A 26,522-nucleotide genomic window follows, 5' to 3' on the forward strand; every position below is an offset into this window, starting at 1 on the left:
CGGTGCTGCGACGAGATGGCGCTCGCGTTCGACCGATGACCAACTGTGCCGTGGATTCACGCTTATCCGGGCCGGACGATGGGACAGTTCGCAGGCCTGAGAAGATGCAGCGTGCCCTGGCGCCTCGACTTTGCTCTGTGCGACAGTCGGGCGGCGGATGACTGGGGCTCCCGATGCTAGCGGGCTACCGCGCCGCGTTCCGCGCTCCGGGAACGGTCGCGTTCTGCGCTGCATCGTTCGTGATGCGCATGCCCATTGCCATCTATCCGATCGCCTTGGTGCTGATCGTCTCGGCCCGCACCGGAGAGTACGGCTTCGCCGGCCTGCTCACCGGCGTCTACGTCGCCGCGAACGGCGTCGGGAACCCGGTGCTGGCCCGTCTGGTCGACCGGTTCGGCCAAAGCAGGACCCTCGTACCCGCCTCCGCGGTACACGTCGTCGCAACGGTCGCGCTGGCAGTGTTGATCGAAGCCGGGTTCCCGCAGTGGTCCTTCGTCGGACCGACCGCCGTCTCCGGCTTCTCCTACCTCGCGGTCGGGTCCTTGGTGCGGGCGCGCTGGTCGCACGTGTGGGGCCGACGCCCCGAGCTCAGCACCGCATACTCCTTGGAGGCCACCCTCGACGAGCTGATCTTCACCACCGGGCCACTGGTCGCCACCGCCATCGCCACCACGCTCGATCCGGTCCTGCCCCTCTTGCTGGGTGCGCTGCTGGTGTCGCTCGGCGCCGTGTGGCTGCGCGGCCTGCACAGCACCGAACCCCCGGTGCACGACACCTCGAGTGCGCGGTCGGGCTCCGCGATGCGGACCCGCGGCATGGTGCTGCGCGTGGCCGGGGCCGTCGCCATGGGAATGGTGTTTGCCAGCGCCGAAATCATGATCGTGGCGTTCTGCAGCCAGCAGGGACAACGCGCGCTCAGCGGGGCGGTGTTGGCCTGCCTCGCACTCGGCAGCGCAACCGCCGGCTTCATCTACGGCGCGCGAGCACGCATCGCTCCGGTACTTCAGCGGTACCGGCGACAAGCGATGCTGCTCGGCGGCCTGCCGATCCTGTTGTGGCTCGCGCCCAACGTGCCTGCGCTGGCGGCATGCGCCTTCGTCATGGGGCTCGGTGTCGCCCCTACGCTGATCACCGCCACCGAACTGGTGGAACGCACCGTCGACCGGTTGGTCCTCACCGAAGGACTGGCCTGGCTGGTGACCGGTCTCAACCTCGGGTACGGCGCCGGATCTGCGGTCGTCGGCCAGGTCGCCGACACCCACGGCCCCCGGACCGGGTTCCTCGTCGCCGTCGCCGCTGGGTTGCTGGTCGCGCTCAGCGCCGCACTGCTCCACACCCGGCTCACCAATCCAGTTGCCACGGCCGCCGACTGACGTCGGTCCCCTCCGACGAGCAGGAGCCGGCCTCGTCCTGGCAGGCGAAGAGCTCAGGAGCCGTATGGCGTTCCCCTGCCAGTCCTGGCGAGGAGCTCGATGCTGGACAGGAAGTGGTTCCACGCGGCCACTCAGTCGTCCCAGCAAGCCAGCTGGGGTGTCAGGCCAGCATGCCGAAATCGAAGCTCGGTGCCCTGGCCCCGTGGCCGGCTGTCGATCTCGATCGTCGTGCTCCTGTGCCAAACTCAGCTTGGTTAGGGTACGGATCGAAGCAGTCCTCGTCGCGCTGACCGAAGCCGAACGGAAGCGGTTGGCAGCCGCGGTTCCGCTGCTAGAAAGGATTGCGACCGAGCTATGAGCAATCGCTGGACTGGCCTCGAACCTGCCATCAGCGCGTTCCTGGATGACTTCGACGCCCGCGCTGGTGACCCCGACGGCCGCCCGGGCGAGCTCTTCGCCCCCACCTTCCTGGCTCTGGATCCACGCTACGCGGTGGCGATAACAGCTGAGCAGTTCGCTGCCTCGCTGCCTGCTCGCCGCACGATGTTCGCCGATGCGGGTGTGCGGGACGTGCGGCGTCGGGACGCGCGCCAGCTGCGTCTGGACGACCAGCACGTTCTGGTGGCGGGAGAATGGGCTGCGGAGCGTGACAGCGGGACCGTCGAGCTTTCCTCGACCCTTCTGGTGAGATCCGGTCCGGACGGATACCGCGTTCTCCTCTACTTGAACCACCACGACATCAGCGCGCTTCTCGCCACCCCGAGGGCCGAAGGCGTGTAGCGGGGACCCGTCTACTCAGGCGGGCAGTTGAGTGATGCTGAGGGCGAAGTCAAAGTTCCCCACTCCATTGTTGGCGAGGCCCACCGTGAGCACGCCCGCTCCTTCCAGCCAGTGCGCCATCTTCAGGCCGCCGACGTCCAGCGGGCGCAGTCCGAGGCTCTCGATGAACGTCTCCACACTTGCCTTGGCCTGCGCATCGTCGCCGGCGAGGAAGACATCGGGCTGACCCTTCTCGAGGACCTGACGAAAGATGGTGTTGAAGGCCTTCACCACGCTGGCGCTGGCCGGGGCCGCCTTGGCGGCTTCCTGCGCGATTGAGGTCTGCTCACGGTGGGCCAGCCCGTCGAACGTGGCATTGAATGGATTGCTGATGTCGACGATTACCTTGCCCGCAAGAGCGTCTCCGTAGTGGGCAACGACCGGCACGACACCGTCGGACAACAAGGCCACGATGACGATGTCCCCGCGCGGGGCGGTGCCCCACTCTCCCGTCGTGGCGCCGCCGCCGAGAACCTTGGCCAGGTCAGCAGCCTTGGACTGATCGCGGCCCATGACTTCAACGGTGTTGCCGCCTGCCACCGCCAGTGCGCCGATGGTGCGGGCCATGTTCCCCGTGCCGATGATGCTGATGTTGCTCATGAGATGTCCTGTCCGGGTTGTGGGTTGTGCGGTTTGGCTGGCGGCCGTGGCGCAGGTGATGAGCTCTGAACTTTATGTAAACTGCTCTGTGTGCTTACGCTATCGCTTGGAGGGCCGGGGCGCAAGCTATGTACACCGATCGTTACCCACTTGGGGTAGCATGCAGTCATGACGGAGTTGGAGAAGGGGCCCAAGGGCCGCCGCCGCGGTCGAGGCGCCCGCGAGCGCATCCTCAGCGCGTCCCAGCAGCTGTTCCGCGAGCAGGGCATCAACCGCACCGGCATGGATCAGCTTTGCGCGGAGGCCCAGGTGTCCAAGCGCACGGCCTACCAGCACTTCACCGGCAAGGATGAACTCGTCGCCGAGTACCTGCGCCGGTTCGACCCCTCCGTTCTGTCCGGCGTGTTCGACCGCACCGACCTCACACCCCGCGAACGGCTCCTCGCCGCCTTCGACATCCCGCGCGCCACTCCACTGTGCCCCTACATCGCCGCCGTCGTCGAACTCCACGACCCCCAGCACCCTGCGTCCCAGTACGCGCGCGACTACAAGAAAGCCGTCGCCACGCGGCTCGCCGACACCGCCCGCGAAGCCGGCGCTGCCGACCCTGAACGGCTCGGCGAGCAGCTCGCGCTACTCATCGACGGGGCCGCGGCCCGCACCCGGGTCCTCGACGCCGACGCCTTTCCCACCGCCGCCGCCATCGCCTCCGCCCTCATCGACAACGCCATCCCCGCGACAGCCTGCGATGACCAGCGACGGGAGCAAGCGTCAGGGCGCATCAGCTAGCCCGGCGGCTGCTGTGTCTGGAGAACGGTAGGTCGCGACGTATCGTGCGAAGTCCCAGCCCGGCTGGCTGTCATCGCCGTCCAGGAACGTGCGGGCTGCGTCCTGGCCCGAGGCAAACAGCGCTTGCTGGGTGTCATGGTCGAGGGAGAAGTCGGTGGAGCGCACTCCGAGCGTGTCCACGAAGATCGTCCGCGCCAGGGTGCTCGGCTCGTCCAGGTGCAGGTGGTCGAAGAACCCGGTCATCGTCGAGACCATCGCCCGCGTCATGCTGACCGCCCCACGCACCGGCGGTTCCTGCTGCGCCAAGGCGTTGGCACGTGCCGACAGCTTGATGCCGAACGTCGGCCACCGCGGCGGCACACCATCGGTGCGGTCGAAAACATCGACAGGGAAGTTCGACAGCATCCCGCCATCGACCAGCCACGTGTCCTCACCGGTCGTCTCGTCGCGCAGCTTGACCGGTTCGTAGAAGAACGGGATGGACATCGATGCCCGAACCGCGTCCACGACCGGGACGTCCGAACACGGCATGCCGAAGATCGGGTAGTCCCACGGCAGCCGGCGCAACCGGCGGTGGGACAGGTCGGAGGCCATGATCACCAACCGGTAGGCCCGTTCGGCCGGCAGGTCGCTTCCAGGGTCCTCAAGGAGCAGGTCGGCAAACGTGCGCACCCCATGAGCCGCCAGCGTGTCACCCAGCCAAGCTCGCAGGTACTCCCCCTCATAGATCCCGGACTCCAGCAGCAATGAGGTGGCCTTCCCCAGCGGACCCAGCCGGTCCAGTGGGCTCTCGTCCCGGAAGCTCTCGTAGTCCAAGGAGCGCATCGTCTCCTCGAGTTCGGCGGCGGGAAGGCCGGCAGCCACCAACGCCCCGACGATCGCCCCGGCCGAGGTGCCCGCCACCTTCTGGAACTGATAGCCGCGTTCGGCAAGCATGCTGATGGCCCCGACGAGGGCAATGCCCTTGACACCGCCACCCTCGAGAACCAGATCAGCGTTCAGACCGGTCACCCCACAACGGTAGAACCGCCACGCGACCACGTCCTCAGAATCGTGGAACAACGTCACTTCGGGCCATCGGGTGCTGCCGCCGGTGGATCGACCCTTCGCTTCAGTCGGTCATGGCGATGACCAGCTTGCCCCTGCGCCGGTCGGTCGAGTTGACCGCTGTGACAGCCTCGCTGATGGGCACGACCTGGCCGATGTTCGTGCGGATCCGTCCGTCCCTCACGCGCTGGGCGATCTCACGCAGCTGGGCAGGGACGGACTCGACGACGAAGTCGACTGCGCGTCCGTCGGCCGGGCGCGCCTCGACCGGACCGACAACCGACACCAACACTCCGCCGGGCCGAATGATGTCGGCGGACTGCTTCTGGACATCGCCGCCGATGAGGTCGAAGACCAGGTCGACCCCGCCGACGTCCTCGATCGCATCGTTTTCCAGGTCGACGAACTCGTGAGCTCCGTAGTCGAGCACCTTCTGCCGGTCACCAGCACGACCGGTGCCGATGACGTAGGCGCCGAACTCGCGTGCGAGCTGGGTGACCATCGTCCCGACCGCGCCCGCGGCGCCGTGAGCCAAGACGCTCCGGCCGGCCTGCAGGCGCCCGTGGTCGAACAACCCCTGCCAGGCGGTCAGGCCAGAAATGGGAAGGCTCGCGCCGACCGTGACGTCCACGTCGCCCGGCAGCGGGGCGAGGTTGCGGGCCTCGACGGCGACAGACTCGGCGAGGGTCCCGTCACGGTGCCAGTCGGTGATCCCGAACACCCGCTGTCCCAGCGTCAGCCCCGTCGTCCCGTAGCCGAGCGCAGTCACCAGCCCAGCCATCTCGTGCCCGGGGATGGAGGGCGCCCGGTCACGGCCTGCACGGTCGGTCCACGTGGAAGGCCACTCCATCTCCGTCGGCAAGAACCCCGACGCATGCACCTGGACGATGACATCGTTGATGGCCGCCGGCAGCTCGGGTCGTTCAGTCAGCGTCATCCCGGCCAACCCAGCAGCCTGGTCGTTCACCACGATCGCCTTCATGGAACTCATCTCCTTTTGGTAGGTGCCTCTTGTTGTGAGTTGGTGCTTCGAGAAGGTCAGCGCTTAGGAGAACGCCGAGGATGGTCTCCTCCAGTGTCGCGCCGTGGATGGTGTTCACGTGGCCAAGTGAACGTCGCCCCAGGGTGCCGTTGGCGTTTCTCACAGCGTCGTTTCTCGGTGCCCGAACGACTCAGAGCGCCCCTTTTGGGCCTGCTCGGTCATGCCGGGCGCGCGTGCCGCGACGACAGTGAAGGCGGTGGCGGCGAGGGTGAGGCCGCCGTACCCGAGTGCGATCGTCGGCAATGACACGATGCCGGTGAGCCCGCCGGCAACGAGGCTCGGGAAGGCTGCGCCGCTGTAGGACAGCAGGTAGATGATGCTGAAGATGGGGGCTCGGTCCGGCACCGTGCTGCCGAACAGGAGCCCGCGGACCGTGGCGCTGATCGCGACCCCTTGGCTGGTTCCGGCGAGGACGGTAGCGGCGATAAACAGGAGCAGCCGGCCGAAGGAGATGGCCGTGATGATGCCGGCGATGGCCACCAGGAACGCGAGCATGCCGATGCGCTGCGCGTTCGCCGGTGCGAAGCGCCCTGCGAGCGGGGCACCGAACGCGCTGGACGCCATGTACGAGGCGAACACCAGGCCGAGCGCGAGCGGGCTTGCGGTGTGCAGCTGGTCTTCCACGACGGCGGGCACCAGTGCCTGGTAGAACGACCCCATCGCCCAGGTGGCCAAGAACACGGCCGACGCCGCGGGAACCAGGTGGGTGACCCGGGCGGGCAGGCGCACCCGAGGCCGCAGAGACCGCCAGCCCACCGTCGGGTTCACGGTCTCGGGGCTGACCGCGATGAGCCCAGCAACCACGACGAGCAGGGCGCTGATGACGACGTAGACCAGCCCGCGCGGCCAGGGACCGAACTCGACGAGGGCGCCTGAGCCGACTGCGCCGACGGCAAGGCCGAACATGGGTCCTTGGCTGGAGGCGACCGAAGCCAGCCACGCGGGCCGCGCCGGTGCCGTGTCGACGATGTATGCGGTCACTCCGGTGCTCGCGATGCCGGAGCCCACGCCCATCAGCAGCCGAGCGGCGACGAGCGTGCCCAACTGGTGTACATCCAGCAGCATCAGGCAGCCAAGCACGACAAGGACCAGGCTTGCGATGGCGGTGTGTCGTCTGCCCCAGTGGTTCGACAGGCGCCCCAGCAGCAGGAGTGCCGCGATGGTGCCCAAGGAGTACGCGACGACGGCCAGCGACACTCCCTCGTTGGTGAGGCCGTCCTGACTCCGGTAGATGTTGTACAGGGGCACCGGGGCAGCGTTGGCGGCGAACGAGATCGCCAGGGCGGCGATCGCAGAACCGAACGCCAGCCGGTGGCGCTCGGTCGATCGGGTCGTGTCCATGGCAGGTGTCGGCGTGCGCAAGGGGCCGGGAGCTTGGCGCGCTCGGATGCTCATGACGCTGTGGCCCCGTTCTTGTCGCGACGTCTGTTGACGAACCCCGACACGTCGGCCGGCCCAAGCCGGCCGATGGGGCCCGAGGAGTAGAGCGAGAGCATGATGTTGCCGTCGGTGTCGAGCACGAAGCCCGAGGACTGGAAGAACGTCATGTCGGGGTCGGTGTAGCACTCGAGAGCCTTGGCGACCTTCGGGACGTCGGCCTCGCAGCCGACGGCGAAGGGGATGTGCAGGTCCTGCACCGTCTGCCGTGCCGTGGCGCGGGAGTCGGCCGACAAGGCAACGGTTGTGATGTTCTCAGCCATGAGCAGGTCGTGCCGGGTGGCGAAAGACCGCAGCTGTCCCACGCAGTACGGGCACCACGCGCCCCGGTACACCAGCACGACGGCGTAGCCTCCCTGCGTCGCAGCGGGAAGCACCAGCTCGTCCCCTCCCGGCGTCGGCAGTGACAACTGCGGAAACGGCGAACCATTCGGCAACATCGGTGACCTCCAGCTGCTCGGTGCTGTCCCACTTGCCATGACGCCCTCGTCGACGTGCCCCGACCTGCTGACTCCGTCGAGGCTCGGCCCCACGCCAGACGCTGAGGTCGCGGGCGGTTCGTGGGCTGACGTGGCGTTGGTGCCCGCTGTGCTGATCGTCTTACCGGGCCCGTCAGCCAAGAGAGGTCCGCATTCACCGGCATTGACGGAGGTGACACGTGCCACTACAGCGGAGGGATGGAACGGTGATGCACCCGGGGAGAGATGGCCCGGCCGGCGAACACCAACCCCGCGGACGAGGCGGGCTGCCCTGCCGCTGAGCTGGATTGGATGGCTGGACAGGTGCGCCTCGCGACGATGACGGTCAAAACGGTTGGAGGAGACCCGATGGATGTGACGGTAGTCGACAACAAGGCGCTGTCCCGGTACGAGGCTCGCATCGGCGAGACGGTGGCCGGCTACAGCGTGTACCAGATCACGACCTCGATCATCATCATCGAGCACACCGAGGTGGATCCCGCCTACGAGGGTCAAGGAGTTGGCGGTGCGCTGGTGCAGGGAGCGCTGGACGACATCCGCGACCAGGGTCAGCGCAAGATCCTGGCGGTGTGCCCCTTCGTGCGGAGCTGGCTGGGCAAGCACCACGAGTACCGCGACCTGGTCTACGGCGTGGCACCGAGCCGCGTCACCGACTGACCTGCCCGGCGGCGGACCATGACCGGGTATGCCGACTGGACACCACCGTTCGCCAGGGTGGCCGTCGACAGCGTCACCTCTCACGACATCACCGTCGGCGTGACCGGGACGACGCCTTGAGGGGCGGCAGGCGGTGCTTCCCGCTCCGCACGGACTGAACCTTTCGGTCCAAACATGTCGCAGCGCGACAGCGCGGGCCCCCGGCGTGGCGGGCTTCCGACAGAACGCAATGTGAGCCCATCCACGGAGTTGACACAGCCCACCAAACCAGTAGTTTTGGACTATGCAGTCCTTTACCTTCGTAGCTCCGCACCCCAAGTTCGAGCACGTAGCCCCGTCAGGTCACGGTGCCGTAATTGGACTGAATAGACCAGTTGAACAGAAGGCCCCGGGCGCTGCCCGCACATTGGCTGACGAGCACGGACGTGCAAGGACGAACAGCACGCGGCCCTGCGGGGACGTGCAGGACTCCTCGAGCGTTGACCAGGAGCGCACGCGGGACAACGCGCGGTGGACGGCGGCGCTCACCCAGCCAGGGCCCGCCCGAGAGCGCGCCGCGGACGCCCTGTACACCTATCTGCTGCGGGCTGCACGCAGCGAGATCGGGCGTCGCTCAGACATTTCGCGACTGTCCGGCGCGGAACGGGACGACTTGGCCCACCAAGCGGCGGCGGATGCGCTCGTGTCCATCATGAGGCGCATCCCGGACTTCCGCGGCGACAGCAAGTTCACCACGTGGGCCCGAAGTTTCGTGACGTTCGAAGCTCGCGTGAAGATCCGCCAGCACAATCGCCGCAGCCTCGTCCATGGGTTGAACTCGCAAGACTGGGACCGCCTGCCCTGCCCCCGCGCCAACACACCGGAGGCCGAGGCCGAGGCGATCGCCTTGAAACAGGCGGTCATGTCAGCCATGGACACCTCGCTGACCGAGCGACAGCGTCACGTGTTCCTCGGCGTGGTGGTGCATGGTGCGTCGATCGAACAGCTCGCCACCCAGCTCGGGTCCAACCGCAATGCGATCTACCAGCTGATGTTCCACGCCCGCCGGAACCTTCGCCGTCACCTCGCTGAGCGAGGTTTCGTTCACGGGCTGCCGAGCCTGTAGCCCGCAACTCCCCCGGCCGAGTCATCCGTCGGTCGCCCCGCCTCCTGTACCGGCCGCGGGCGGGCGGCTACTCCTCGAGTTCGAGGTCGTCCCGGATGATGTGCACGGCCGCTTCCTCGGCGGAGGCACCGGCTGCGTCGATCCCGATGTCGTGGGCCCAATAGTCCGACCGAGCGTCGTTGTCGTCGACGTCATGGGCCAAGAGACGGCCGGCGCGTGCCGCCCCGACCTGATCGTCGATCAGCTCACCGTCGGTGTCGCTGGTGTCGCCCAGGCCGTCACCGTCGTCCTGGGTCAGCGAGGTGTCGGGCACCTCACGGGCAAGGCGCTGGTCGAGCGACTCGTGCCCGGCCGCCTCCCTCGCCGTCACTCCCCAGTCGAGGGAGCCCCGGGCGCGGCCGGGGGGTGAGTACCCGGTTTCGACGTCGTCGCCGTCGAACTCGTCGTCGTCCCAGCTCTCCTGGGGCCGCAGCAGCCCGTAGTCGCCGGCGTCCGTGGCGGAGATTCCGTCGGAGTCAAAATGAGGTGTCATGGCTGTTCCCCTTCGTGTGCCCGCTTGGATTCGAAAGCTTCACCCGCGCCCCGCCGCGGTCGGGGGTCCGGAACTGGCGGGTCATCCGGACGGGCCGAACCGTTCCACGCGGATGTCGTACGCCGGTACACCCAACGAGTCGAGCAGCATGGTCGCGGCATCGCAGAACGCTGGTGAACCGCAGACGAACGCCTGCTGACGGACATGGACCATTGGCGCGAGGTCCTCCATGGTCAACCGGCCTACCCCTCGGGGATCGCCCGGCGGGGCGGTGCGCGTGTACGCCACGCGGGTGCGGGGGCCCGTGATCTCGTCGGCGTAGTACAAATCTCGCGGTGACCGTGCGGACACGACCAGGGTCATGTAGTCGGACCGGCCTGCAGCTCGTGCTGCCCGCAGCATCGACATCAACGGGGCGACGCCGCTGCCTCCGGCGATGCCGAGGATCGGCGCGGAGACGTCCCAGGCGAAGTGACCGCCAATGGGCCCGCGGATGTCCACCATGTCGCCAACGTCCACCCCGTCGTGCAGGAACGTCGACACCTCTCCCCCGGGCAACCTCTCGACGGTGATCTCGAGAGGTTCCTGGCCTGGTGGCGACGCGGCCGAGTACGCCCGCTGCGCGTGGTACCCGTCATCGGCCGTCAAGCGGATGATGAAGTGCTGGCCGGCGACGAAGTTGTGTGGGCCAGCGACGTTGAGCTGGAATGTCTTCGCGTTCGGTGTCTCCTGGCGCACCGCGACGATCGTCGCCAGTTGCCACGGCTGCACGGGAGGGATGGCCGTGGAGACGAGCCGGTCCATCAGTCGCCTTGGTAGCGCTGCTCGAGCCACGGGTCACCCCGGTCGTGGTAGCCGCTCCGTTCCCACAGGCCGGGCTCGTCGTGGTCCATCAAGGTCAGGCCGGAGACCCACTTGGCGCTCTTCCAAAAGTAGAGGTGCGGGACCAGCAGACGGGCCGGGCCGCCGTGCTCCACCGGCAACGGTTTCCCGTCGATCGCCCAAGCGACCCACGCCTTGCCCCCGGTCACGTCGCTCAGGGAAAGGTTGGTGGTGTACCCGGTGTGTGAGCGGGCCATGACGAAGGTGGCCTCCGGTCGGGGGCTGGCGAGGTCGAGCAGCGTGTCGACTGAGACGCCGTCGAACGTCATGTCGAACTTCGACCAGGTGGTCACACAGTGGATGGCGCCTTGGTATGTCGACGGCGGCATCTTGTGCAGGTCCGCCCAGGACCACGTCTGGGTTCGCTCAACGAGTCCGTCGATCGTGAACGTCCACGTGGCGGTGTCCAGCCGAGGTGTTGGCTCGTAGCTCAGGACCGGCCAGCCGTCCCCCGTGTTGTACTGCCCGGGGGGTAGCCGGGGGTCGCTGCGGTCGCGCCGGGTGAATCCTCGCGTGACTGGCATGGATTCCTTACCTGCCTTTCGTCGTCGGGGTCAGGACGGGCACGGTTTGCGCGCTCATCTCGACGGTTCTCCTTTGGATGTATGACCGTGTCCAGCGCATCCGTGTCCGCGTGCTGGGTTGCGTCCGGTGCGCGCCGACGGAGCCTTCTCGGTTGCCAGGCCCTATGCCGGGGAATGCGCGCGTCTCGGCAGCTTCCAGCCCGGTCGGACAAAGTGACACGTGTACCCGTGCGGGACGTGCTGCAGGTAGTCCTGGTGCTCCGGTTCAGCCTGCCAGAACGTGGACGCGGCCGTGACCTCGGTGACGACGGGGCCAGGCCACAGACCGGACGCGTCGACGTCGGCGATCGTCTCCAGCGCGTCGGTGCGCTGCGCCTGGTTGGTGTAGAAGATGGCCGACCGGTAGCTGGTGCCAAGGTCGTTCCCCTGACGGTTCAGGGTTGACGGGTCGTGGATCTGGAAGAAGAACTCCAGCAGTGTCCGGAACGGCAGCACGTCGGGGTCGAACTCGATTTCGATGGCCTCCGCATGCCCGTCGTGGTTTCGGTACGTCGGGTTCGCCACCGTGCCGCCGGTGTACCCGACCCTGGTGCGCAGCACGCCCGGCATCTTGCGGACGAGCTCCTGCATTCCCCAGAAGCAGCCGCCGGCCAAGATGGCCACCTGGGCCTTGGGGTCGGTGGTCGCAGTGGGGTCCGCGCCTGCACGGGTGGTCGTCATGCTTGGTCCTCCTTGACTAGGGCGAGGCCGTCCTGGTGTCCGACCCCGTGGTCTGGTGCCGATGTCAGCCAGCGCTCGTGGCCACCACCCGTCGCTGCTGCACAGGCCAACGCGGCGAGGCCGCTCAATTGCGGCCCGCCATGATGCCGCCGTCGACGTTCACGATGCTTCCGGTCACCCAGCTGGCGTCGTCGGAGAGCAGGTACGCCACGGCGGCTGCGATGTCCTGCGCGGTGCCGATGCGGCCCAACGGGTGGATGCTGTCGAAGGTGTGCAGCGTGTCGTCGAGGCCGTCCTTGGGCAGGAAGCCCTCGTACAGGGGCGTGGCGACCACTGCCGGTGCCACCGCGTTCACCCTGATGTGCTCGCCTGCGAGCTCGATCGCCAGGTTGCGCGTCAGAGCGTGCAGGCCGGCCTTGGCCATGGAGTAACCGGATGAGGGAGTGGCCGCCAGGGCCTGGTGCGCCCACATGGAGCCGATGTTGACGATGGACCCGCCACTGCGGGCGATCATCAGCCGAGCCACGCCCTGGGTCAGGAAGAATGTGCCGCGGTTGATGTCCATGTAGGAGTCGTAAGCGGCCAGGTCGTAGTCGAGGAAGCCCTTGGGGATGAAGAACCCGGCCGAGTTCACCAGCATGCTGGTATCCGCGTGGTCGCGTGCGATGGCCTCGACCATCGCTTCGACCTGAGCCGGGTCGTTCAGGTCACCGGCGAAGGTCGCCACCTGACCACTGCCGCCGAATGTCTGGACTGCCTCGTCCAGTTTGGCCTGGTTCCGTCCGACGAGGACAGCGGAGCCGCCCTCTGCGACAACGGTGACTGCGGTGGCCAACCCCATGCCGCTGCTGCCGCCAGTGACGACCAGCTTGCGCCCTACGAAACGGTCAGACATTGCTGTAACCTCCGGTTGGTTTCCTGTCGCTCCATGTGTGGAGGCAGTCTCTTTCGTTGCATGAAGCTGTGGAGGTAGGTGCCGAGCGGAGGCTGTTCCTTACCGTGCTGATCCGATTTGTCCGCGGCTGTTGCATGAGCGGAGGTCGACGTGCCCCACGCCGCTTCGGGATGGGCGCTGCCCCTCCCGCTGGGGTGGGAGCGTGGAATTGTAGTGGACCGGGTGGTCAGGCCCTATGCGAGTGTCGTGTCCGGCGGATATGGTCTTTACGTGCCCGGTGACCAGGGTCAGAGACCCCCACGACTGACAGCGCGAGGTGCAGCCACGCGCGCCCGCATCCTGCAGGCGTCCGACGAGCTCATCCGGGTTCACGGGGTCAACCGCACCCGTCTTGACGATGTGAGGGCGGCCACCGGCTCCAGCAAGTCCCAGCTCTACCATCACTTCCCCGACAAGGAAGCACTCGTGGCGGCGGTCATCGCCCGCCGGGCGGAGGCCATCCTCGAACGTGAAGCTGCCCTGCTCGGTCGCGTTGACTCCATGCGAGGGCTCGAACGGTGGCGGGACGCGGCCGTAAATCGCGTGCAGCTGCGTCGCGGGGCGCACGGCTGTGCCCTGGGATCGCTGCTCAGTGAGCTGGCCGACGAGGACGAGGGAGCACTGACTGCTTTGACGGAGCACTTCAACAGCTGGGAGATGCTGATGAAGGGTGCGCTGGACCGCATGCGGGCCAGCGGGGCGCTGCGACCGGACGCGGACACCGGGCGCCTGGCCACCGGGTTGATGTCCGCCTTGCAGGGCGGATACCTGCTGTCCCAGGCGGCGCATGATGCATCCCCGATGGAGGTGTCGTTGAACATGGCGCTGGAACACATCGGTTCGTACGCCGAAAAGGCCGCCTGAGGCCGCCGCGGGCGCCCGTTAAGTGGTACCCACTTCAGGTCACATTTCGCACCGCGGCCGCCGAGCGCCGAGGGGCTGGGCTCATTCCGGCCGCTGGGGGGCCGGCGGGGCTGCGTTCGTCGTTGTCCAAGGCCCATCTCTCCACGTACGCCAGCAGCAGGATGAGCCCAAGTCCGATGATCGGGGTCAACAGCACCACGGCGATCATGTTCGTTGCGCCCCGGACAGGGGCATCACGTTGGTGCGTTCGGTCCGCTGGCCACTCTCTGAGTCCGTGAAGGGTAGGCGGACTTGACCCACCTGCACTTGGAATCCGAGCAGGTTGACCTCCAACGGTCCGACGAGCACGGTGCCAGAGGCCTCGTTGCTGTGTCCTTGAGGTCGCTCATCCATCTCGATGGTGACCGGGAGCAGGCACCGGGTGCTGGCGAGCCCGAGGCGCTGGCCGGCTGCGTCATACAGCGTGCCGCTGACGACCGCCAGGCATCGCAGCCTTGAGCCTTGCAGTGAGCAGTGCATGACGCGCAGCCAGCCGTTCATCGATCCGGGCGTCAGGTCAGGTGCCGTGAACGTGCCGCGCACCGGCACTCGAGGCCGACTGGCGCGACCGCCCCCGGGTCCCCCCACCGGACGAGGGGTCCGAGAGGGCCGGCGAAACTGCAGGACGGTCATGGGTCGCTCCTTGCCGTTGAGTGCGCTGTCACCCATGGAGACGCCAACGTCGGAGGTGCATGACGCGCCTAGGCGGGTATAGGGCACCCATGAGCTCCGGGCCGTCAGTGGACGGCAGCGCCCAGAACGCCGGCCTTGAGGCGGTCGAGCGGGTGCTGCCTGTCGTGCGACGGGTGGTGGGTGCCCGGGTGTCGGACCCGCATCTCGCCGAGGACCTGGTGCAAGAGACCCTGCTGCGGATCATGACCGCTTGGGACCGTATCGAGGCCAGCATGGTCGAGCCGTACGCGATCGCCACGGCCCGCAACGTGGTCGCCACCATGTGGAGGGACCGCGACCGCGAAGCCCGCAACCGGCATCGCGCCTTGGACCTGTCCACTCCCGAGGCGCCGGAGGATCAGGTTGTGCTCGGCGAGGAGCAGGCGGCGATCTGCGAGGCGTTGGGCAGGCTGGGGGAGCAGGAGCGGACGCGGCTGCTTGCGCACGAGGTCTCCGGCCAGGACACCCGCAGCCTGGCGGCCGAAGCCGGGTCCTCGGCGGGTGCGGTGGCGGCCCAGCTGCACCGCACCCGCGCGCGGCTTCGTGTGGAGTACCTGTTGACGATGGAGCCGGGACCGCCGCCAACCGAGGACTGCCGCCCGGTCCTGCTAGCGCTCTCGGGCGGAAGCAGGCGACGACAGCGGGACCTGGGCGTGGGCCGCCACCTGTTGGGATGCGATTTCTGCGCCCGCGTTGCGGAACCCTTGCTGGGCCGCGCCGAAGCCCGCGAAGACGAGCTGCGGGTTCCCGTGCAGGGCGACGCGGACATCGTCAAGGCCAGGCAAGCGGCCCGCGAGGTGGCCGCCAAACTTGGGTTCGCCAAGACCCAGACCACCCTGGTCGCCACCGCCGTCTCCGAGGTTGCACGCAACATCGTCCGCTTCGCGGGTCGCGGCGAGGTGCTCGTCGAGACCTTGAGCGAGCCCCGAGCAGGGGTGCGCGTGGTGGCGCGTGACGCCGGCCCGGGCATGACCAATCCGCAGGAGGCGCTGGCGGACGGGTTCAGCACCTACAACGGGTTGGGCCTCGGGCTGCCAGGGGCGCGTCGGCTGATGGACGAGTTCGTGCTCGTATCCGAGCCGGGACGCGGCACCACAGTGACCATGACCAAATGGTTGGAGGAGGACTAGATGAACGACGAGAACCGGCCCCAAGGGGACGTGGACGAGGACCAGCTGCTGCCCCAGTTGGTGGCGCACCTGCGTGAGCATCGGGCGAAGCTGCGTGATGAGTGGGCCAGCCGTATCCGTGAGGCCCACCTGCTCGAGGCGATGTCGGCCCAGGAGATGGCCGCGGAGACCACCTCGGTGTACGACAACTACGTCGAGGTGCTCGAGACCGGCAGCGTCGAGGCGCTGCAGCACTATGCGCGCGACCTGTCCGAGCGCATCATTCCCCGGGGCGTGGAGACGCACGAGGTTGTCGGCATAGTTTTACTGCTGCGCGACGTCCTGGCCCGGTCGCTGTTCGAGAAGTACCAGAACGACTTCGCTCTGCTCAACCGCGTCCTGGACGCCTACGAACCCGCCGCCAACCGGATCGCCAACACGGTGGCCGTCAGCTTTGTCGAGGAGCGCGAAAGGGTGATCCGTCAGCAGCAGGACGCCATCCGCGAGCTGTCCACTCCGGTACTGCCGGTTCGTGAGCGCCTGCTCATCCTGCCCATCATTGGCTCCTTGGACGGTGAGCGTGCTCGCCAGCTGACCGAGCAGCTGCTCAACGGCATCCGCACGCACCGAGCCAAGGTGGTGGTCATCGATATCACCGGCGCACCCGACGTCGACCAGACGGTGGCCAACCACCTGGTCCAGACGGTGGACGCCTCCCGGTTGATGGGCGCCAGCGTCATCATCACCGGGCTTTCCCCCAAAATCGCCCAGACCCTTGTGACCATCGGTGTAGACCTGAGCAAGATGAACACCATCGGCGACCTGCAAGGCCGATTGGAGGAGGCCGAGCGGCTGCTGGGCTACCACGTCTCCACTGAGGAGGGCATCACCAGCTCGTGAGCGACACCGGACCGGCCCTCGTCTCGATCCTGCGCCAAGGCTCCTACCTCGTGGCGTCGGTCCACACTGCGCTCGATGACACCCAAATGCTGCGCTTCCAGCACGACCTGGTGGAGCGCATCGGCACGGACCGGGCTACTGGTGTCATCATCGACGTCGCCGCACTGGATGTTCTCGACTCCTTCGGCTCGATGACCCTGCGCCGGATCGCCGAGATGGCCCGACTACGCGGCGCCGAGACGGTCATCGTCGGCATCCAGCCGGACGTGGCCTTCGCCATGGTGCGCCTGGGCATGGGCCCGGGCGAGGTCCCCACCGCATTGGACCTCGAAGAAGGTCTGACTTACCTCAACGGACACCGCGACGGCCAGCCTGGCTCGGCTGACCGACCACCCCGCCGGCCGCAGCGGCGGCCGTGACCAGGCAGCCGGGTCATCACGAGGACCTGCGCCGCGACTACCAGGTCGCCTTCCTGCGCTATCTCGACCACGGCGAGGAGGCAGCCCTGGCCGACGGCTACGACCTCGGCCGCCGAGCCCTGCGCGACGGCGTTGCCCTGCTCGAGGTCGCCCGGGTCCACCATGACACCGTGATCGAAGTGCTCAGTGAAGCCTGCGTGGACGCGGTCGCGGTGGCGACCCGCGCCTCCTGGTTTCTGTTGGAGGTACTGGCTCCGTACGAGATGAACCGGCGCGCCACCGCACCCCGACACCTGCCTGACGCCAAGCCGAGAACGTAACCGGACGCGGCAGTCGCGGTCGCATGACGCAGCGACGTTGACGTTCATCCGCCCACCCACGGGGGACAGACCACGCTGGCGCGGCCCGGTCGCCTCAACCCTCGCGTCATCGGTCGAGCACTGGGGGGTCTTCACGGGTACCAACCGCCGATCGGCGGACGACCAAGGAGTGGGAAATGACTTTACGCACCAAGCTTGTCTCAACCGGGACGACCATTGCACTAGCCGTCGCCTTGGGTGTCGTACCGGCCGCGGCGTCAGCACAAGCCGCGTCACCGGCACCACAGGCATCCGCGACAGCTCAGGCAGCCGACGCAGTACTCCCCGTGACCGGCACCCTTCAAGACGGCAGTACCTTCACCGGACAGCTCAGCAACCTGTCGACCTCCGTGGTCAACGGCGTCCTGCAGCTGTCCGGAACCATCACCGGCACCGGACTGCCAACGGCTGGCACCACCTTCACGGCGCCCATCCAGGACCTGACCGCCGCAGGCACAGGGTGCTCGGTCCTGGACCTCGACCTTGGCCCGCTCCATCTGGACCTGCTGGGACTGGTCGTCGACCTGGCACCGGTGCACCTCGACATCACGGCCGTCCCCGGCGCTGGAAACCTGCTCGGCAACCTCGTCTGCGCGGTCGCAGGCCTTCTCGACCAGAACGGCCCGCTGACCGGTGTCTCGGCGCTGCTCAACCGGCTGCTGACCGGACTCGGGCTCTAACCCCTGCCATCACATACGCGGTGGCGGCGCGGCGCGCGCGCTCATGTCGCGCCGCCACCGTGCACATGAACCAGTTCCGGCGAACGGTGTAACTGGGCGCAAACCTCCGGGGTGCGCATGGTGTTGCGCGTCCATGCCGACCATCTCGGCCGCGACCGAGATGGCGTACACGCCCCGGTCGGGACCGACCCGGCTCACCGGGCGTCCCCGGTTTCCGGACCCCTCGGGGCGCGGGCCCCAGGTGGTGGCCACCTCCCGCGTGCTCATCGCCGGCACCTGGCCGGTCCGTCCGACGCAGTGGTCCTTCCACAAGCTGGTCATGGTGCTCTTGCCCCAGAATGTCGCGAGTGCTATAAGAGATCTATGGCAGCCACCAGAGGTTCAGGTGGCTGAGACTGCTTCATCAGGAGGGAGTGGTTTACCAATGGCTCAGATGATCATGCGCACCGACCCGTTCCGGGACCTGGACCGGCTGACCCAGCGGGTCTTCGGCAACGGCACTTTGGCCCACCCCGCGGCGATGCCGATGGACGCTTGGCGCGACGGCGAAGTCTTCGTGGTCGAGTTCGACCTGCCCGGAGTCGCCGCCGACGCGATCGACCTGGACGTGGAGCGCAATGTGATCACCGTGCGCGCCGAACGCCCTGCGCGGGAAGACACCGAGGACCTGATCGCCGCCGAGCGGCCGCGCGGCACCTTCAGCCGGCAACTGGTCCTGGGTGACAACCTGGACACCGAGCAGATCAGCGCCGACTACAACGCCGGAGTGCTCACCTTACGGATCCCGGTCGCCGAACAGGCCAAGCCCCGCAAGATCCAGATCTCCGACACCGGCCGGGACCGGCAGGCCCTGAACGCCTGAGCGCGAGACAGCCTCATGGCCATCGCAGCCGACGCCCACTGGTCTCTGCTCGCGTCGCCGGCTCGCCGCCCGGGACGGGCCGGCGGCGCGGGCAGAGACCCACACCCCAGGCCCCGGCAGCGGGGGCAGACAACGCTCACCTCCGCGTCTGCCACCACCGACCCGCCAAGCCACCCACGACCCGAAAGGCAGGTGATCGCCACCGGTGACCCGTCCCAATAGAGGCGGCTGCCCGCCCGACCCGCACGTGTAACCAGCAAGCGCCCGACGCACACCGCGCGGCGACCGCCCCCACGGGGAACCCCTCGCGGGTGCGGCGGCACCCCCTCCCGGGCCGTGGTCCCGGCCCGTCCTCTTGGGGCTGGGACCACGGTCCCGCCAGCGCCATCCCGCGGCTACGACGCCGCGGACAAGACCACCAGGAGCCTCGTCGACATGAGCAGCGAACGGCAGGCGGCAGCCGGCGCGCCAGAGCCGGTCCCGACCGAGCAGGCCCGACTAGAGCAGATGAGCTCGCGCGCCCTGATCGGGCAGCTGGCCGTGCTGAATGAACGACTCACCTCAGAGACCACCGCTGGCGGATACCGGCCCCTGCCCGGACGCTCCATGCGGATCGCCTCACTGACCCGACGCATCCGCCTGACCGAAGCCGAACTGGCCCGCCGCACGCCCACGCCCGGTTCTATGAATCAACACAGCAGCGCAACACCACACTGCCCGGCTGGCTCCACTTCTACAATCACCACCGAGCCCACTCCGCAATCGGAGGCCAGCGACCCATAACCAGGTTGACCAACGTCCCTGGACATCACACCTAGGCGATGGGCGGATCAGCCGAAGGGAATGCCCCAGCCCGCAGCAGGGCGCCTGGTAGTGGCTTGCCCAGCCGTCCCTCCAGCCACTCGACCGCTTCGGTCAGTTCTGTCAGATCCAGCCCGGTGCGTATGCCCATTCGGTCGAAGAGGTAGACCAGGTCCTCGGTCGCCACGTTGCCGGTCGCGTTCGGAGCGAACGGGCAACCGCCGGTGCCGCCGATGCTCGCGTCCAGGACCGTGACGCCAGCATCGATCGCGGCCGCGGCGTTGGCGACGCCTGTGTGCCGGGTGTCATGCAAATGCAACCGCAGAGGCATACCGGCTTCGACGAGTTCGGCGGCCAGGCCCACTCGGGTCGTGACGTCCGAAGGCACCGCCACGCCGATCGTGTCAGCCAGCGCGAGTTCGTCAGGTCCGGCGTCGATCACCCGCCGAAGTATCTCGCCCAGCCTGTCCAGGGACACCTCGCCCTCGAACGGGCAGCCGAAAGCCGCACCCACTGTGACGGTGGTGAACAGTCCCTGGTCGCGGGCTCGCGACACCAGGTCACCAGCCACGCCACATGCCGCGGCAGTACTCATGCCCTGGTTACGTTGGCAGAACGCATCCGTGGCCACGACCACGACGTTTACCTCGCGTATGCCGGCCTGGACCGCACGATCGAGGCCACGAGCGTTCATCACCAGCCCGGCATAGCGGACTCCATCCTCTTGAGGCAGCGCGGCCACCACTTCCTCAGCATCGGCCATCTGCGGGACCAGGCGCGGGTGCACAAAACTGGTAGCTTCCACCCGCCGAGCGCCGGCACGGACCGCTCGCCGGATCAGTTCGACCTTGTCTGCCGTGGAGATCAGCACGTCCTCGTTCTGTAGGCCGTCGCGCGGCGACACCTCGCACACGACGACGTCGCCGCGGTCCGGGAGATCCTTCGTGACGGACTCGGCGTTCATGTGGTCTCTTTCAAATACGCAACTGCAGTCTGCTCGTCCAGCACCTCGGCATACTTGGCCTGCAGGTCGTACAGGTTCGCCTCGTGTGGGCCGTCGTCTCGGTCGGCGACCGCCTCACGGACCACCAGCGGCACGAACCCGTATTGCAACGCGTCGACTGCGCTGGCCCGCACACATCCACTGGTGCTGACGCCCAGTACGACGACGGTGTCGACGCCGGCCGATACCAACGTCGAGGCCAAGGACGTGCCGAAGAACGCGCTGGCGTACTGCTTGACCACCACCAGTTCACCGTCGGCCGGAGCCACCTGCGGCATCAGCTCGCTCATCGGCCCCGGGCCGATGAGCTGCGCCAGCCCACCCACCTTTCGCAGGAAGACACCGGCGTCCACACCCTTCGGCCCGTACTCCACTCGAGTGTGCACCACCAGCACACCTGTGGCACGTGCCGCAGCCAGGACCCGGCTGGCCGAGTCGAGGCAGGACGTCGATGGCAAGCAGAAGGGGCTCTGCTCATCGAAGTACGCCCGCATCATGTCGATGGCTAGCACCGCGGGGCGGCGGCCTGGGATGAGGCGCCCGGCGAATCCATCGGCGAACGACGAGTCCATTGAGCATGCTCCTCGAATGTCGGAAGGCTTAGAGCGCCGGCGCCGGGGGGTGTGGGGCAGGCAGGCCGGTCTCCTCCTCGCAGCGAGCCAGGATCGTCTCCAACGGGGGGCCCATGTTGAAGGTCGGCAGCGGGTCAGGCCTACCGGAGCGCAGCTCCGCGCGAAGTTCGTCGGTGGCGGCGTCGTCGACGTTGCCGTCGTCGTCGCAGACCACGCCGTACCGGCGCGCTCCGTAGCTGGTGACCAGCCCCCGACGGACTTCCAGCGCGACAAGTTCGGGGTCTCGAGCCAGTGGATCGCCCCAGCCGCCGCCGCCCCAGGTCACGAAGTGAAGGACGTCATCGGGGTAGACCTGCACGTCTATGACCTTGCTCGCGATGATGTCGGTGCTCCCGTCCGCCCGCACGATCCACTTACGGCCGCGCGTCCCGGGTTCGCCCCCGTTGACCCCCCACGGGTAGGTCAGCCAGCGGTCGTCGTGGATCGCGATGGTGCCGGCCTCGAGGAACCGATAGGAGACGTCGACGCCGTTTCCGCCCCGATGCAGCCCGGCTCCGCCGGTGTCGCTGATGGTCTCCCAACGGTCAATTCGCAACGGGTAGTAGGACTCGAGATACTCACAGGGGATGTTCACGAAGGAGGGCCACAGTGAGTGGCCGTCCGGACCGTCGCCGATCGGCCGGCCCGGGATTCCGCCGAAGCCGATGGAGTAGAGCTGGAACCACTCTCCCTTGCGGTCTCCGGAGCTGTAGTTCCCGGAGAACATGAAGTGCGGAGACGAGGAGAAGCCGGCAGCGTTCAACAGGTCGGGGTTCGTCTGCCCGAGCAGACCGCCGAACAGGTCGAAGACGCGTCCGATTCCGTGGTTACGGGCATTGAGTGCCGCCGGATATTTCGGCTTCCAGAACGACTCCTCGGGGATCTTGACGTCGACCAGCGGGTAGAAGCCGTCATTCCACAGGATCTGCGGATCCGCGACGGTGATCATGTAGATCCCGAAGAACATCCGCATCAGGTTCTCGTTGATGAAGTAGTTGATGGGACCGGCTGCCTGGGGGCTGCTCCCGGTGAGGTCGATGAGCACTTTCTCCCCGGTCCGGGTCAGGCTCATCTTCAGTTGGTAGGGCCCGTAGCCGACGCCGTCGTCGCAGATGTAGTCGGTGAACGAGAGCGTCTCGCCCTCCTTGAAGACCATCTGCAGCAGCGTCTTCATTGCTCGGTAGTTGCGATCGAGCAGTGCGTCCAATGCCGAGGTGTAGGTGTCGGCGCCGAATCTCGCACACATCTCCTGGACCCGACGCGAGGCGGTGCGGCAGGCGGCGACCAAGCCGTTGAGGTCGGCGCGGTTCCAGTCCGGCTTGCGCACCTGGTTGAGGATGATCCGCAGCGAGTCCTCGGCCAGCTCGCCGGCCTTGTAGATCTTGAACGGCGGGATCACCACGCCTTCCTCGAAGATGGTGCGGGCATCAGTGGGCATCGACGCGGGTGTCTTGCCGCCGACGTCGGACATGTGGCCGAACATCGACGACCACCCTACGATGCGCCCCTCGAAGTAGATCGGCATCACGACCAGCCAGTCGTTGGCGTGGCTGATCGCCGCACCACACGAGTACGGGTCTGAGGTGAGCAGAACATCCCCTTCTTCGATGTCCCCTTCGAAGTTCTCCAAGAAGTCGGGGATCGAGAGCCCGAACTGCCCGACGACCATCTTTCCCTCGGGATCACCGATGAGCGGGAACTCGTCGTGCTGCTCGCGGATACCAGGCGACAACGCGGTTCGGAAGAGGACCTCGTCCATCTCGTACCGAGCGTTGCGCAACCCGTTTTCGACCAAGTCGAGAGTGACGAGGTCCACCTCCACCGGCATCAGCGGTTCGGTCGCGGTCTGGATCAAGCGCGCCATCTCTCAGCCCTCCTTGCTCTGGTCGGTGTCGTTGGGCCGGATGAGCAGGCTCCCGCTGGGGTGCACGGTGGCCGTGTGCCCGGGAAGCACCAGCGTCGTGGAGTCCATCTCGGTGATCACCGCAGCACCGTGCACCACGTTGCCCGCCTGGAGCCGGGCACGGTCGTAGATGCCGGCCTTCACCAGCGCCCCATCAACCCAGATCTCGTGATCTTCCCGCCGAGCGGCCACGGGATCGGCGCCGCCCTCGGCCAGCGTGGCTGCGGCGAAGTCAGGGCGTGGCCCACTGACGGTTGCGCGCACGGTCACCAGTTCCTGCTCGTTGCGCAAGAGAAACGAGAACAGGCGCTCGTGCTCGGCATCGAAGGCCGCCCTCATGCTGTCGAGCCCGGCGCCGGTACCGTCGAACGCGTCGATGTCGATGATGACTGGAATCTCGAAGCCTTGACCGTGGTAGCGCACGTCGGCGGCATAGGTCACCTGCTGGTCGCCGGCGTCGACACCCTCGGCGTCGAGGGAGACCCTGGCGGTCGCCGCCAGCTCGTCGAGGATCTCGCGCAGACTGTCGTCGGTCAGTTCGCTGAACCGGCGAACCAGCGTGCGCACGGACTCGTCACGCAGGCCCGTGGTCGCGTCACCGAGGGCGCACAGGACGCCTGGGGAGGGCGGGATGATCACCGGCCACGAGCCGGTGAGCTGGCCGATCGCGTTGGCGTGCAATGGGCCGGCGCCACCGTAGGCGACCAGAGCGAAGTCGCGGGGGTCGAATCCCTGTTGCACCGACACGAGCCGAAGGCCCCCGAGCATGTTCTCGTTGACGATGTCGATGATTCCCTCGGCCGCTGCCTCGACCGAGTCGAGTCCGGTGGCATCGGCGATCGCCTTGACCGCCGCATAGGCGGCGTCTCGATCAAGCGTGATCTCGCCCCCGGCAAGCTCGGTCGGAAGGTATCCCAGGACGACGTTGGCGTCAGTTACGGTCGGGTCGGTCCCACCCGCCGCGTAGGCCGCCGGGCCCGGGACGGCCCCGGCGGACTGAGGGCCGACCCGCAGGGCCTGGGTCAGCTCCGGCACGTGTGCGATCGATCCCCCACCCGCTCCCACGGTACGTACGTCGACCGAGGTCGCGCGCACCGTCAGGTCGGCCACCGTGGTCTCACGACCGATGCGTGGAGTCAGCCCCTGCACCAGGGCGACGTCCGTCGACGTGCCTCCCATGTCGAAGGTCAGGAAGTCCTCGTGTCCGGTTTCCTCGGCCACCCACACGGCTCCCGTGACACCGCCCGTTGGCCCCGACATGAGCATCGCGACCGGGTTGTCCTCCGCAGATCTGGCCGAGACGAGGCCCCCGTCACTGCGCAACATGTACAGCCTGCCGACGACTCCGGACTCGTCGAGCTGCGACTCGAGGTGCGCCACGTAGCTGGCGACCTGCGGCTGCACATAGGCATTGGCCACGGTCGTGATCGCGCGTTCGTACTCGCGCAGCTCCGGCAAGACTGATGAGGACAGCGACACCCGGATGCCGGGTAGCTCCTCAGCAGCGATCTCGCCGATCCGCTGCTCATGCTGCGGGTTCGCGTAGGAGTTGATCAGGCACACAGCCAACGCCTCGATGCCATGCTCGCGCAACCGGCCCAGTTTGGCCCGCACGTCGTCCTCATCGAGGACTGTGACAACTTCTCCGTCGCTCCCGACGCGTTCGCGCACCTCGACGGTGTCCTCGAGCGAAGCCAGGGGCTCCGGTTTGGGCCAGATGATCCAGCCTGCCAGGCCTCCCGGCACGAAGGAGCGGGCGATCTGCAGCACCTGACGGAAGCCGTCCGTGGTCACCAGACCGACGCGGGCTCCCTTTCCCTCGAGGATCGCGTTGGTGGCAACCGTGGTGCCGTGCAGCAGGGAACGGACCTGGTCGAGACTCACCCCCGCGTCCTCACACACTCGTTTGACGCCCCGAAGAACACCGACCGACTGGTCCTCGGGTGTCGAGGGCGTCTTCTCTCGGAAGGTCTCTCCGGTGTCCTCATTGATCAACAGGAGGTCGGTGAACGTGCCACCCACATCAACGCCAAGCCGGCAGGACATGCTCTCTCCTCAAATGATGCCGGAGGACCGCAAGGACGTCATCTCGCCGTCACTCATCCCCAGCAGGCCGTGGTAAATCTCTTGGTTGTGCTCTCCTAGCCCGGGCCCCACGTGCCGCACAGCTCCCGGCGTCTCCGACAGGCGTGGCGCGACGTTGTGCATCGCGAGTTCACCAAAATCCGGATGGGCCAACCGCACGATGGCCTCACGAGCCCCGAAATGCGGGTCAGCGAACATATCTTTGGCCTGAAAGATCCGACCCGCGGGAACGCCTCCGGCGTGTAACAACTCAAGCAGATCATCGGCTTGGATCGTCGACGTCCACTCCGCAATGAGGCCATCCAGTTCCTCCATGCGCTGCCCTCGGGCGCTGTGCGTGGCATACCGGTCGTCAGTAGCCAGTTCGGGGCGCTCCATGACCGCAGCGAGACGGCGAAACACGCTGTCCTGGTTCGCCGCTACCAACACCATTTCTCCATCAAACGTTGGATAGACATTGCTCGGGGATACATTGGGCAAGGTCGCGCCGGTCCGTTCCCGCTGGTAACCCGCGATCTGCCACTCTGGCAGCATTGACTCCATCATCGACAACACCGCTTCGTAGATCGCCGAGTCCACAACCTGACCGCGTCCGCTGCGCTCGCGTTGGTGCAGCGCCACCAGGGTGCCCAAGCACGCAAAGACGGCAGCCAGAGAGTCGCCCAGAGATATCCCGGTACGTGCCGGCGGCCGGTCCGGATCTCCAGTGACATAACGGATCCCACCCATTGCCTCACCGATCGATCCATAGCCGGCCCGCTGCGAGTAGGGGCCCGACTGGCCGTAGCCGGTCACCCGTGTGATCACGAGCCGGGGGTTGATCTCCCACAGTTGTTCCGGCGCCATTCCCCACCGCTCAAGCGTGCCGGGCCGGAAGTTTTCAACCAAGACATCCGCCGAAGACAACAGCTTGCGGACAATGTCCTGTCCCTGCTCGGTCCGGAGGTTGGCCGTCACCGATTTCTTGTTCCGGGCGACGACCGGCCACCACAGGGACTTCCCGTACGGCTTCTCCCTTCCCCACTGCCGCATCGGATCGCCGCGGCCAGGATCCTCGACCTTGATCACCTCAGCGCCGAAATCTCCGAGGAGCTGCCCGCAAAACGGCCCAGCCAGCAATTGGCCGAGTTCCACGACTCGCAGGTCGTCCAGAGGGAGTCGCTGCGGATCTGTCATTGGCTGCTCGCTTTGGCATCAGACACGCCACCACGGTTTGGCACTCCGACGGGCGTCTATCAGTGGAGTGGCTCAATGCCGAACCTAGATGTACCCAGT

General features: G+C 67.2%; 28 protein-coding genes and 1 pseudogene. 13 read left to right on the forward strand and 16 right to left on the reverse strand.

What is annotated here, in order from left to right; genetic code table 11:
• Window positions 1-173 precede the first annotated feature (173 nt).
• Entirely contained in the window at window positions 174-1,373 is a 1,200-nt protein-coding gene (locus FCN22_RS08805) for an MFS transporter (RefSeq protein WP_137121176.1), read from the forward strand.
• 354 nt (window positions 1,374-1,727) lie between these two features.
• Window positions 1,728-2,153, forward strand: a complete 426-nt coding sequence (locus tag FCN22_RS08810) for a hypothetical protein (RefSeq protein ID WP_137121177.1) — start codon at window positions 1,728-1,730, stop codon at window positions 2,151-2,153.
• 15 nt (window positions 2,154-2,168) lie between these two features.
• On the opposite strand, the gene FCN22_RS08815 is transcribed toward FCN22_RS08810, so the two are convergent.
• Window positions 2,169-2,792 (reverse strand): NADPH-dependent F420 reductase, encoded by a 624-nt coding sequence (locus FCN22_RS08815; protein WP_137121178.1) that lies wholly within the window; start codon window positions 2,790-2,792, stop codon window positions 2,169-2,171.
• 168 nt (window positions 2,793-2,960) lie between these two features.
• Here FCN22_RS08815 and FCN22_RS08820 point away from each other — a divergent pair, with 168 nt between their 5' ends.
• Window positions 2,961-3,581 carry a TetR/AcrR family transcriptional regulator gene (locus FCN22_RS08820; protein WP_137121179.1) on the forward strand — a complete coding sequence of 207 codons (621 nt, stop codon included), beginning with the start codon at window positions 2,961-2,963 and terminating at the stop codon, window positions 3,579-3,581.
• On the opposite strand, the gene FCN22_RS08825 is transcribed toward FCN22_RS08820, so the two are convergent.
• The 4 genes from FCN22_RS08825 to FCN22_RS08840 all read right to left on the reverse strand — a co-directional run bounded on the left by FCN22_RS08825 (window position 3,564) and on the right by FCN22_RS08840 (window position 7,547).
• Complete coding sequence (locus FCN22_RS08825; RefSeq protein ID WP_137121180.1) at window positions 3,564-4,592, reverse strand: patatin-like phospholipase family protein; 1,029 nt, start codon at window positions 4,590-4,592, stop codon at window positions 3,564-3,566. The genes FCN22_RS08820 and FCN22_RS08825 overlap by 18 nt on opposite strands.
• Window positions 4,593-4,692: 100 nt before the next feature.
• The gene (locus FCN22_RS08830) at window positions 4,693-5,619 is read right to left on the reverse strand and encodes an NADP-dependent oxidoreductase (protein WP_238384620.1); all 927 of its coding nucleotides are present in this window, start codon (window positions 5,617-5,619) and stop codon (window positions 4,693-4,695) included.
• A gap of 150 nt (window positions 5,620-5,769) precedes the next feature.
• The gene (locus FCN22_RS08835) at window positions 5,770-7,011 is read right to left on the reverse strand and encodes an MFS transporter (protein ID WP_137121181.1); all 1,242 of its coding nucleotides are present in this window, start codon (window positions 7,009-7,011) and stop codon (window positions 5,770-5,772) included.
• Window positions 7,012-7,061: 50 nt separating this feature from the next.
• Window positions 7,062-7,547: a peroxiredoxin family protein gene (locus FCN22_RS08840; RefSeq protein ID WP_162308165.1), complete on the reverse strand. Its 486-nt coding sequence runs from the start codon at window positions 7,545-7,547 to the stop codon at window positions 7,062-7,064.
• Window positions 7,548-7,934: 387 nt separating this feature from the next.
• On the opposite strand from FCN22_RS08840, the gene FCN22_RS08845 reads away from it, so the two are divergent.
• Complete coding sequence (locus tag FCN22_RS08845) at window positions 7,935-8,243, forward strand: GNAT family N-acetyltransferase (protein WP_137121183.1); 309 nt, start codon at window positions 7,935-7,937, stop codon at window positions 8,241-8,243.
• 460 nt (window positions 8,244-8,703) lie between these two features.
• On the forward strand, window positions 8,704-9,348 hold the full coding sequence (locus tag FCN22_RS08850; protein ID WP_162308166.1) for an RNA polymerase sigma factor: 645 nt from the start codon (window positions 8,704-8,706) through the stop codon (window positions 9,346-9,348).
• Between the two features lie 67 nt (window positions 9,349-9,415).
• Here the strand turns inward: FCN22_RS08850 and FCN22_RS08855 are convergent, their stop codons facing one another.
• The 5 genes from FCN22_RS08855 to FCN22_RS08875 form a co-directional block, all read right to left on the reverse strand.
• Entirely contained in the window at window positions 9,416-9,880 is a 465-nt protein-coding gene (locus FCN22_RS08855; RefSeq protein ID WP_137121185.1) for a DUF5709 domain-containing protein, read from the reverse strand.
• Between the two features lie 81 nt (window positions 9,881-9,961).
• A complete protein-coding gene (locus FCN22_RS08860; protein WP_137121186.1) occupies window positions 9,962-10,684 on the reverse strand; it encodes an FAD-binding oxidoreductase in 723 nt (240 codons plus the stop codon).
• The gene (locus FCN22_RS08865) at window positions 10,684-11,286 is read right to left on the reverse strand and encodes a sulfite oxidase-like oxidoreductase (protein ID WP_137121187.1); all 603 of its coding nucleotides are present in this window, start codon (window positions 11,284-11,286) and stop codon (window positions 10,684-10,686) included. The genes FCN22_RS08860 and FCN22_RS08865 overlap by 1 nt, the downstream gene beginning before the upstream one ends.
• 162 nt (window positions 11,287-11,448) lie before the next feature.
• Complete coding sequence (gene msrA, locus FCN22_RS08870) at window positions 11,449-12,006, reverse strand: peptide-methionine (S)-S-oxide reductase MsrA (RefSeq protein ID WP_137121188.1); 558 nt, start codon at window positions 12,004-12,006, stop codon at window positions 11,449-11,451.
• Window positions 12,007-12,130: 124 nt separating this feature from the next.
• Entirely contained in the window at window positions 12,131-12,901 is a 771-nt protein-coding gene (locus FCN22_RS08875; RefSeq protein ID WP_137121189.1) for an SDR family NAD(P)-dependent oxidoreductase, read from the reverse strand.
• Window positions 12,902-13,171: 270 nt separating this feature from the next.
• Between FCN22_RS08875 and FCN22_RS08880 the strand changes: the two genes are divergently transcribed.
• Window positions 13,172-13,804 carry a TetR/AcrR family transcriptional regulator gene (locus FCN22_RS08880; protein ID WP_202911483.1) on the forward strand — a complete coding sequence of 211 codons (633 nt, stop codon included), beginning with the start codon at window positions 13,172-13,174 and terminating at the stop codon, window positions 13,802-13,804.
• Between the two features lie 204 nt (window positions 13,805-14,008).
• Here FCN22_RS08880 and FCN22_RS08885 read toward each other — a convergent pair whose 3' ends face one another.
• Window positions 14,009-14,476, reverse strand: a complete 468-nt coding sequence (locus FCN22_RS08885) for a hypothetical protein (protein WP_137121190.1) — start codon at window positions 14,474-14,476, stop codon at window positions 14,009-14,011.
• A gap of 89 nt (window positions 14,477-14,565) precedes the next feature.
• Here FCN22_RS08885 and FCN22_RS08890 point away from each other — a divergent pair, with 89 nt between their 5' ends.
• The 7 genes and pseudogenes from FCN22_RS08890 to FCN22_RS08920 form a co-directional block, all read left to right on the forward strand.
• Window positions 14,566-15,645, forward strand: a complete 1,080-nt coding sequence (locus tag FCN22_RS08890; RefSeq protein ID WP_137121191.1) for a sigma-70 family RNA polymerase sigma factor — start codon at window positions 14,566-14,568, stop codon at window positions 15,643-15,645.
• Complete coding sequence (locus FCN22_RS08895) at window positions 15,646-16,524, forward strand: STAS domain-containing protein (protein WP_137121192.1); 879 nt, start codon at window positions 15,646-15,648, stop codon at window positions 16,522-16,524.
• Window positions 16,521-16,943, forward strand: coding sequence for an STAS domain-containing protein (locus tag FCN22_RS08900; RefSeq protein ID WP_238384621.1), 423 nt, complete (start codon window positions 16,521-16,523; stop codon window positions 16,941-16,943). The genes FCN22_RS08895 and FCN22_RS08900 overlap by 4 nt, the downstream gene beginning before the upstream one ends.
• Window positions 16,940-17,263, forward strand: coding sequence for a phosphatase RsbU N-terminal domain-containing protein (locus FCN22_RS08905; RefSeq protein WP_137121193.1), 324 nt, complete (start codon window positions 16,940-16,942; stop codon window positions 17,261-17,263). Before FCN22_RS08900 ends, FCN22_RS08905 begins: the two co-directional genes overlap by 4 nt.
• A gap of 326 nt (window positions 17,264-17,589) precedes the next feature.
• Window positions 17,590-17,982, forward strand: a complete 393-nt coding sequence (locus FCN22_RS08910) for an ABC transporter substrate-binding protein (RefSeq protein WP_238384622.1) — start codon at window positions 17,590-17,592, stop codon at window positions 17,980-17,982.
• 433 nt (window positions 17,983-18,415) lie between these two features.
• Window positions 18,416-18,844 (forward strand): Hsp20/alpha crystallin family protein, encoded by a 429-nt coding sequence (locus FCN22_RS08915; protein WP_137121233.1) that lies wholly within the window; start codon window positions 18,416-18,418, stop codon window positions 18,842-18,844.
• Between the two features lie 668 nt (window positions 18,845-19,512).
• Window positions 19,513-19,662 (forward strand): annotated as a pseudogene (locus FCN22_RS08920) (IS481 family transposase); the annotation flags it as partial.
• On the opposite strand, the gene FCN22_RS08925 reads toward FCN22_RS08920, so the two are convergent.
• Genes FCN22_RS08925 through FCN22_RS08945 form a run of 5 tightly spaced genes read right to left on the reverse strand, consistent with a single transcriptional unit; the run spans window position 19,659 to window position 26,423 of the window.
• Window positions 19,659-20,609: a hydroxymethylglutaryl-CoA lyase gene (locus FCN22_RS08925; RefSeq protein ID WP_137121194.1), complete on the reverse strand. Its 951-nt coding sequence runs from the start codon at window positions 20,607-20,609 to the stop codon at window positions 19,659-19,661. The pseudogene FCN22_RS08920 and the gene FCN22_RS08925 overlap by 4 nt on opposite strands.
• The gene (locus FCN22_RS08930) at window positions 20,606-21,220 is read right to left on the reverse strand and encodes an isochorismatase family protein (protein WP_137121195.1); all 615 of its coding nucleotides are present in this window, start codon (window positions 21,218-21,220) and stop codon (window positions 20,606-20,608) included. The genes FCN22_RS08925 and FCN22_RS08930 overlap by 4 nt, the downstream gene beginning before the upstream one ends.
• A gap of 28 nt (window positions 21,221-21,248) precedes the next feature.
• Window positions 21,249-23,123 carry a hydantoinase B/oxoprolinase family protein gene (locus tag FCN22_RS08935; RefSeq protein ID WP_137121196.1) on the reverse strand — a complete coding sequence of 625 codons (1,875 nt, stop codon included), beginning with the start codon at window positions 23,121-23,123 and terminating at the stop codon, window positions 21,249-21,251.
• A 3-nt stretch (window positions 23,124-23,126) separates the two neighbouring features.
• A complete protein-coding gene (locus FCN22_RS08940) occupies window positions 23,127-25,208 on the reverse strand; it encodes a hydantoinase/oxoprolinase family protein (RefSeq protein ID WP_137121197.1) in 2,082 nt (693 codons plus the stop codon).
• Between the two features lie 9 nt (window positions 25,209-25,217).
• Window positions 25,218-26,423, reverse strand: coding sequence for a CaiB/BaiF CoA transferase family protein (locus FCN22_RS08945; protein ID WP_137121198.1), 1,206 nt, complete (start codon window positions 26,421-26,423; stop codon window positions 25,218-25,220).
• Between the last annotated feature and the right edge of the window lie 99 nt (window positions 26,424-26,522).

The organism is Segeticoccus rhizosphaerae (assembly GCF_005222685.1).
GTDB classification, from domain to species: domain Bacteria; phylum Actinomycetota; class Actinomycetes; order Actinomycetales; family Dermatophilaceae; genus Segeticoccus; species Segeticoccus rhizosphaerae.

What these genes read in the sequence shown, in the direction of transcription:
- FCN22_RS08855 (WP_137121185.1), bottom strand. Translation starts at nt 9,880, where the DNA reads ATGACACCTCATTTTGACTCCGACGGAATCTCCGCCACGGACGCCGGC.
- FCN22_RS08805 (WP_137121176.1), top strand. Translation starts at nt 174, where the DNA reads ATGCTAGCGGGCTACCGCGCCGCGTTCCGCGCTCCGGGAACGGTCGCG.
- FCN22_RS08895 (WP_137121192.1), top strand. Translation starts at nt 15,646, where the DNA reads ATGAACGACGAGAACCGGCCCCAAGGGGACGTGGACGAGGACCAGCTG.
- FCN22_RS08915 (WP_137121233.1), top strand. Translation starts at nt 18,416, where the DNA reads ATGATCATGCGCACCGACCCGTTCCGGGACCTGGACCGGCTGACCCAG.
- FCN22_RS08810 (WP_137121177.1), top strand. Translation starts at nt 1,728, where the DNA reads ATGAGCAATCGCTGGACTGGCCTCGAACCTGCCATCAGCGCGTTCCTG.
- msrA (WP_137121188.1), bottom strand. Translation starts at nt 12,006, where the DNA reads ATGACGACCACCCGTGCAGGCGCGGACCCCACTGCGACCACCGACCCC.
- FCN22_RS08830 (WP_238384620.1), bottom strand. Translation starts at nt 5,619, where the DNA reads ATGAGTTCCATGAAGGCGATCGTGGTGAACGACCAGGCTGCTGGGTTG.
- FCN22_RS08815 (WP_137121178.1), bottom strand. Translation starts at nt 2,792, where the DNA reads ATGAGCAACATCAGCATCATCGGCACGGGGAACATGGCCCGCACCATC.
- FCN22_RS08840 (WP_162308165.1), bottom strand. Translation starts at nt 7,547, where the DNA reads ATGTTGCCGAATGGTTCGCCGTTTCCGCAGTTGTCACTGCCGACGCCG.
- FCN22_RS08925 (WP_137121194.1), bottom strand. Translation starts at nt 20,609, where the DNA reads ATGAACGCCGAGTCCGTCACGAAGGATCTCCCGGACCGCGGCGACGTC.
- FCN22_RS08885 (WP_137121190.1), bottom strand. Translation starts at nt 14,476, where the DNA reads ATGACCGTCCTGCAGTTTCGCCGGCCCTCTCGGACCCCTCGTCCGGTG.
- FCN22_RS08820 (WP_137121179.1), top strand. Translation starts at nt 2,961, where the DNA reads ATGACGGAGTTGGAGAAGGGGCCCAAGGGCCGCCGCCGCGGTCGAGGC.
- FCN22_RS08930 (WP_137121195.1), bottom strand. Translation starts at nt 21,220, where the DNA reads ATGGACTCGTCGTTCGCCGATGGATTCGCCGGGCGCCTCATCCCAGGC.
- FCN22_RS08875 (WP_137121189.1), bottom strand. Translation starts at nt 12,901, where the DNA reads ATGTCTGACCGTTTCGTAGGGCGCAAGCTGGTCGTCACTGGCGGCAGC.
- FCN22_RS08945 (WP_137121198.1), bottom strand. Translation starts at nt 26,423, where the DNA reads ATGACAGATCCGCAGCGACTCCCTCTGGACGACCTGCGAGTCGTGGAA.
- FCN22_RS08890 (WP_137121191.1), top strand. Translation starts at nt 14,566, where the DNA reads ATGAGCTCCGGGCCGTCAGTGGACGGCAGCGCCCAGAACGCCGGCCTT.
- FCN22_RS08835 (WP_137121181.1), bottom strand. Translation starts at nt 7,011, where the DNA reads ATGGACACGACCCGATCGACCGAGCGCCACCGGCTGGCGTTCGGTTCT.
- FCN22_RS08860 (WP_137121186.1), bottom strand. Translation starts at nt 10,684, where the DNA reads ATGGACCGGCTCGTCTCCACGGCCATCCCTCCCGTGCAGCCGTGGCAA.
- FCN22_RS08935 (WP_137121196.1), bottom strand. Translation starts at nt 23,123, where the DNA reads ATGGCGCGCTTGATCCAGACCGCGACCGAACCGCTGATGCCGGTGGAG.
- FCN22_RS08845 (WP_137121183.1), top strand. Translation starts at nt 7,935, where the DNA reads ATGGATGTGACGGTAGTCGACAACAAGGCGCTGTCCCGGTACGAGGCT.
- FCN22_RS08940 (WP_137121197.1), bottom strand. Translation starts at nt 25,208, where the DNA reads ATGTCCTGCCGGCTTGGCGTTGATGTGGGTGGCACGTTCACCGACCTC.
- FCN22_RS08865 (WP_137121187.1), bottom strand. Translation starts at nt 11,286, where the DNA reads ATGCCAGTCACGCGAGGATTCACCCGGCGCGACCGCAGCGACCCCCGG.